This window comes from Erwinia sp. INIA01 (assembly GCF_025947915.1).
Lineage (GTDB): Bacteria > Pseudomonadota > Gammaproteobacteria > Enterobacterales > Enterobacteriaceae > Erwinia > Erwinia coffeiphila.
Genome location: NZ_JAPDNC010000035.1, coordinates 1 through 5,144, shown reverse-complemented (window position 1 = coordinate 5,144; position 5,144 = coordinate 1). Strand labels below are relative to the sequence as shown.

Annotated in this window: 5 protein-coding genes and 1 pseudogene; 5 read left to right on the top strand and 1 reads right to left on the bottom strand. The window is 48.2% G+C overall.

Translation table 11 applies throughout. The features are described from left to right. The 4 genes from OMR58_RS25935 to OMR58_RS25920 form a co-directional block, all read left to right on the top strand. On the top strand, positions 1–278 hold a 278-nt coding region (locus OMR58_RS25935), incomplete at its 5' end, for a hypothetical protein (protein WP_264547331.1). 71 nt (positions 279–349) lie between these two features. Further along, positions 350–868, top strand: coding sequence for an alpha/beta fold hydrolase (locus tag OMR58_RS25930; RefSeq protein ID WP_264547330.1), 519 nt, complete (start codon positions 350–352; stop codon positions 866–868). Continuing rightward, positions 868–1,125 (top strand): alpha/beta fold hydrolase, encoded by a 258-nt coding sequence (locus tag OMR58_RS25925; RefSeq protein WP_264547329.1) that lies wholly within the window; start codon positions 868–870, stop codon positions 1,123–1,125. The genes OMR58_RS25930 and OMR58_RS25925 overlap by 1 nt, the downstream gene beginning before the upstream one ends. 1,169 nt (positions 1,126–2,294) lie before the next feature. Continuing rightward, a complete protein-coding gene (locus OMR58_RS25920; protein WP_264547328.1) occupies positions 2,295–3,335 on the top strand; it encodes a TIGR04086 family membrane protein in 1,041 nt (346 codons plus the stop codon). Between the two features lie 177 nt (positions 3,336–3,512). Here OMR58_RS25920 and OMR58_RS25915 read toward each other — a convergent pair whose 3' ends face one another. After that, positions 3,513–3,740 carry a YgdI/YgdR family lipoprotein gene (locus OMR58_RS25915; RefSeq protein ID WP_200563711.1) on the bottom strand — a complete coding sequence of 76 codons (228 nt, stop codon included), beginning with the start codon at positions 3,738–3,740 and terminating at the stop codon, positions 3,513–3,515. Positions 3,741–4,340: 600 nt separating this feature from the next. Between OMR58_RS25915 and OMR58_RS25910 the strand changes: the two are divergent. After that, positions 4,341–5,068 (top strand): annotated as a pseudogene (locus OMR58_RS25910) (IS3 family transposase); the annotation flags it as partial. Positions 5,069–5,144: the final 76 nt, after the last annotated feature.

Below are 5,144 nucleotides of genomic sequence, written 5' to 3'. Positions count from 1 at the left end.
GTTTGGCGATTGATCAGATCGCACAATCCGGGCTGAGTTCCCTCAAAGTGATCTATTATTCGGAACAGCTATTTAGAAGATGGGCTGCAGAACTTTTTTTATGGCGTCAAGTTTTACAGGCGACTTCACTAAGCAGTATAAAGAATGATACTGATGCAATGCCCTCATACCGTCTTTCTCAACAGCCTCAGCATCAGATTTTTTTCAAAGCCAGCGTCAGTTCAGCCTCATCAATTTTAATACATGAAATTGCATTCCAGATTGTTTCCAATTCCTGAAACTCAGCCATTTGCAGTATTAAACTGATACGATACAAGTATCCACAACCATCAGGACAAGGCTCAATGGCATGACAGTCTTCAACCACCTGGACGGTGTACACCTTCAAGTCAACGGCGCGCGCATCTATTACGAACAACAGGGCAATAAGGACGGCCCGGCACTGCTCTTTCTACATGGAGGTCTTGGTGATATGCAAACCTTCAATATGCTGGCGCCGCATCTTGGCAAAACCTACCGCTTGATCGGCATCGACAGTCAGGGACATGGCAAATCCACTCTCGGTATTTATCCCCTGACATACAGACGTATTCAGGAGGATGTGGAGGCTGTTATCCGGCATTTAGGAATTACCAGCACAAGCGTAGTTGGCCACAGTGACGGCGGCATTGCAGCCCTGCGCTCGGCCGCGAGCGGTAAGACCTGGATCGACAAGCTTATTACGATCGGCGCGCACTGGTCGTTATCACTGGATGACCCAATCAGAGAGATGTACGCGAACATCACTGCGGCAGACTGGTGTGAAATGTTCACTCGAGAGGTTGATCGCTACCTTGCACTGAACCCTGAGCCTGATTTGAGAGGCTGATGGCGGCAGTGCGGCAGCTCTGGCTTGACGACAGTGAAGCAGGCTATCCGGGCGAATCCGTGCGTAACATCCGTGCCCGCCTGCTGGTCGTGCGGGGCGATGAAGACCAGCTTGTCTCTCGCACTAATGCTGTCGAACTGGCAGACCGGGTGGCAGGAGCTACGTTTCTGAATGTGCCATTCACTGACCATTCTGTTCAGGAAAGCCAGGTGCAGTGGTTACTGCCAGTGCTGGATGAGTTTCTGCAGAAGCAGTGAGGGGTCTGGAATCTTTGCTGTCTGCTGATGTACGCCACGATCTATCAGGAAGTGACACAATACAACTGAATCCTTTAGTGTCAGGTATCTGAATAAACCGGGCTGCCCAGGATGGCGGGTTTGATAAGGCATTCACGCAGCGCTACTAGCTGCCGGAGCGTATCACCGGTAACCTCACCGGTCTGGACCAGGTGATGGAGCAGTCGGGCTGGCGTCGTGAGCCTGTTTCCGGTGATGACCAGCAGATGCACCATCTGCATACCAGTTAAATTTTGAGGGTGAAACACACGGTTTGGCACGCCCTCTCCCTGACCAGTGCTAAAGCCGGGAGAGATAACATCCGGGGGAGCTTTAGCAGGTGTCCTCGCTGGAGCCTGTATATCATAGTGGGATGAGATTTTTCATTGCAGGGTTGGTTGCCACAGTCATAGTTAAACAACCCTGTTAGAACCGGTATCATATTTGGTAAATGAATTAGCTATATCTTTAAATCCTTCTCTCATATTACACCCTGACAAGCCCCGTTAAGCCTCTGTTGTATAATGAGTTAGCCGGAACTGACAATGCTGATGAATGTTCGATTTTGCCAGTCTTAATGTACTGCCGTGTGTAATGATTTCCGTAATCCTAAAAACACGGTCTGTACTGATATCAGGCAGGAGTGATTTCCACCACGCTCTAATGAGAACCTGAAGCTGTTTTGTTTGCCGCGTTTTTTTCTCCTGCTGAATGCTCGGGATATGCGTAATCAACTATCATTGTCAGGAATAAGCAGTCTGCCATCTGGCAAGCAAACAGAGCTGTCCACCTTGACAACAGTTCACTCAGCCGTGTCGTCGTGCAGTGTGTTGTTACATCAAATAGATGTTGCAGCCAGCATTGCGGTACCACGCCGTTTCATCAGGGATCCTCGTCAGGACTTTACATTGACTCCCCCTTATAAACCTGCCAGATAAAACTCAACAGGCTACCGTCATAACGAGCAAAGAATTTATGCCGGCTGGTTATGTTTGAAGGATTACTGACGCAATAATCATTAGTAAAAATAATAATTTAAATAAATGTTATGCTTACAGGAAACATTTTGAGTCCTGAGCGTTCGGAATATTCCTGAAAAGGTCCTACACTTCTGAAGCAACTGTGCATTTTTTATAATTTAAGGACATATTATGGAAATTCATAAAGATGCTGTTCTGGTGAGACGTATCTCGTGGGGAAGTGTGTTTGCAGGGGTGGTTACAGCCATTGCATTGTCACTGCTTTTCACAACGCTTGGAACGAGCCTTGGTCTCTCAATGTTAGAGCCTAAATCAGAAGATATCATTAATGGTGCTGATAAGGCTGTGATAGCCTGGTCTGTTATCTCTGTTGTGATAAGCCTGGCCTGTGGCGGGTTTATTGCGGGGCGTCTTGCCGGGACGGACGGGACCGTTCACGGTTTTCTGAGCTGGGCCACTTCGCTGATAATTGCTTCTGTGTTGGGATTTGCTGCGGTAGGGGGCGTACTGAACACGGCGGGCAGTGCTGTCAGCGGTATTGCATCTGCAACCGGGAGTGCAGTGAGCGGTATAGGCAGTCTGGCTGGAAAAGCTGCTGGCGGCTCGGCAGATGTTGCCTCCGGGCTTACTGAAAGCCTGGGTCTGGATACCAGCTTTGATTCAAATAACGCAGACCAGAAAATTACGGATGCGCTCAAAAAATCAGGCATCCCGGAACTTCAGCCTGAGTACCTTCAGACACAACTTAAAGCGGCAGGTAATGACATTACCCGCGCACTGAAGGATCTCGCTGTCAGTCCTGATAGCAGTGATGCCATTCTTGACCGTCTTAGCGACAGACTGAAGTCGCGTGCAGAACGTGTCACTAAATCTGTAGACCGGGAAGATGTTAAAAAAGCATTGTCTGCCAATACCACAATGACGGATCAGGAAGCAGACAAGGCTGTCGAAAACTTTATTCAAACCCGTGATAACGCCACAGCTCAGGTCAGGGAACGTCTTAATGACGTTGAGGGGCAACTGAATGAGACCAAAGAGCGCTATGCTGAACTCAAAAAAGAAGCCATTGAAAAAGCTGACGCTGCAGCCAGTGCTGGTGCAAGAATGGCTCTGTGGTCATTTATAGCACTGCTGACTGGTGCAGTGGTAAGTGCCTTTGCCGGCCTCTGGGGGGTCAACACGCACCCTGAGTACCGACGTACGCGGGCGTAATATCACCATTCCCGGGCTGGCAAGACACAGCCCGGGAATAAGTGAATATTATACAGTTAATTAATGCTTGGAATGATATACGGTGCTGACTGGTGCGGTTAGCACATTTTATGATTTTGACAAAGTGCGAACAAGCCACGTAAACGGATTTCAACCTGCTCGCTGGATTTTTTTCTGTCAGTGAGGTATTTCCGACACTTCTTTTACATCCTGTCTGTTAATCTGCTGCTTCACTCCATTAGCATCCGTATAACCAATCAAACCTGTTGCTGATTCCTTAGGTTTGCCGTCACTTATAATCGTTCTGCCATCATTGGTGTGTATGGCATAGCTCGTACGGGTACACCCCGTAAGTGCTGACAAGGCAACAATCGCAGCGAAGGTTGTTAAAAAAAATTTTTTCATAACTTAATCCCTTTATCGGTTATAGAGTTCAACTACATTTTCTTTTGTGAACGCCCTTTTACATCAACTCCCGTGCAAGTCAATACTGCAACATTCTGAACTGAGAATTTCAATATTACCCTGGATTCTTTAAGAGCACACTTTAGCCAACATCTTGTGCATTCAAAAACAGTAGCATGGAAACAGTAACAATCACACTCAGAAACAGGTGCACTTTCAAGAGAATCAGTGAAAGAGTCTGCTTTTTAAGGATAGTTGATTTTTGATTTTCTTGAAGGTTTTTGTATATATCGCAGTTGATATAATGATCTCCCTTACAGACTTAAAAGTCACGAGCTAGACTATGCATCATAGATCACCTGACGCTTCGCCTCTCTTAAAATAAGAAGTAGTCTAAGAACTATGATTAACTCCAGTCAGAATAATATATGGTTGAAGTGTTATCGGGTAGACTAGCCCCATAGATCACCAGACACTTCGCCTCTCTTAAAATAAGAGGTATGAATCGCCACGGATAATCTAGACACTTCTGAGCCGTCGATGGAGTGACCCCGAGCCCGTAGACAAATCTGCCCTATATTTTGAGCATAGGAGGAGTTTATGGGCACAACACGATTTACCCCTGAGTTTAAGGAAGAAGCTGTCCGCCAGATCACCGAGCGGGGCTATTCCGTTGCCGACGTTTCTGCACGCCTGGGCGTCTCGCAACACAGCCTCTACAAATGGGTTCGTTCCATAAAACCCGATGCCAGCGGGCATCAGGCGCAGGATCTGCTGGATGCCCGGACGGAGATCCTCCGCCTGAAAGCGCAGCTCAAGCGAACTGAGGAGGAACGAGATATCCTGAAAAAGGCGGCGCGGTACTTTGCAAGGGAGCCCGACTAAAGTACCGCTTCATTAACGATAACCGTGAGGTCTGGTCGATAACACTGATGTGTCGGGTTTTGAAGGTTGCACGCTCTGGTTTTTACGTCTGGCTCCATTGCCCGGTATCTGCGGGAAAATTAGACAATCAGCGGTTGCTGACGCTTATCCGCGACTCTTATACACTGAGTGGCGGCGTCTATGGATACCGGCGGGTTTACAGCGATCTGCGAGAAATCGGAGAAATATGCAGTAAAAACAGGGTAGCCAAAATTATGCGGCAGAACAGAATAAAGGCCGTGCATGGCTATAAAATCCCGCGAGGAGCACGGGGACGTCCGTCGGTAATTGCCCCAAACCGGGTACAGCGGGAGTTCACGGTTGTTAAACCAAACCAGGTCTGGGTGACGGATATTACCTACATACGGACCTGGCAGGGCTGGCTGTACCTGGCCGTAGTGATATGATCTTACCCACGTAATGTGGACACGTCCCTAAGCGAGGGTCTGGTTTTCGAACTGTTCCGGGCTGAGGCCGCCG